The 653-nt window shown below is 53.0% G+C and carries 2 tRNA genes and 2 rRNA genes; all 4 read left to right on the forward strand.

What is annotated here, in order from left to right:
• A 16S ribosomal RNA gene (locus tag C5749_RS19350) occupies positions 1 to 97 on the forward strand; the annotation flags it as partial.
• Positions 98 to 230: 133 nt separating this feature from the next.
• Positions 231 to 307, forward strand: a tRNA-Ile gene (locus tag C5749_RS19355).
• A 36-nt stretch (positions 308 to 343) separates the two neighbouring features.
• Positions 344 to 417, forward strand: a tRNA-Ala gene (locus tag C5749_RS19360).
• Between the two features lie 150 nt (positions 418 to 567).
• Positions 568 to 653, forward strand: a 23S ribosomal RNA gene (locus C5749_RS19365); the annotation flags it as partial.

Below are 653 nucleotides of genomic sequence, written 5' to 3' on the forward strand. Positions count from 1 at the left end.
ATGTAACCGCAAGGAGCGTGTTAGGGCAATACTGGTAATTGGGGCTAAGTCGTAACAAGGTAGCCGTACCGGAAGGTGCGGCTGGAATACCTCCTTTCTGGAGCGTCCGGACCGGACTTGCTGCGCAACATACATGATCGTTGATTATCAGGAGAGACAACTGGAGATATCCAGAGGTATTGAGCTCCCGGGCGACGGTGCACCTGGTACCGCGTGATACGGGGCTAAAGAGTCCCGTAGCTCAGTTGGTTAGAGCACTACACTGATAATGTAGGGGTCAGCAGTTCAAATCTGCTCGGGACTACCATTGATAGTTATACATGATGATCTATAACTGAAACAGGGGGAATTAGCTCAGCTGGCTAGAGCACCTGCCTTGCACGCAGGGGGTCAACGGTTCGAATCCGTTATTCTCCACTTTCGTTCCCCTATTTAGGGGGATGTAACGTTCTTTGACATATTGGGAAAAAGAGAAGACACAAGAGAAGACAGAGGAAGTCCTCGGGCGGTTTATACCGTCAGGGGGCGGAGGCAGTCCGTCTGCCAGGCAAAAGGGGCAGCGGACGGAAGAAAGTAAATAAGGGCACACGGGGGATGCCTAGGCTCCCAGAGGCGAAGAAGGACGCGACAAGCTGCGATAAGCCGCGGGGATC

The sequence above is a fragment of the Sphingobacterium gobiense genome (genome assembly GCF_002980575.1).
GTDB classification, from domain to species: Bacteria; Bacteroidota; Bacteroidia; order Sphingobacteriales; family Sphingobacteriaceae; genus Sphingobacterium; species Sphingobacterium gobiense.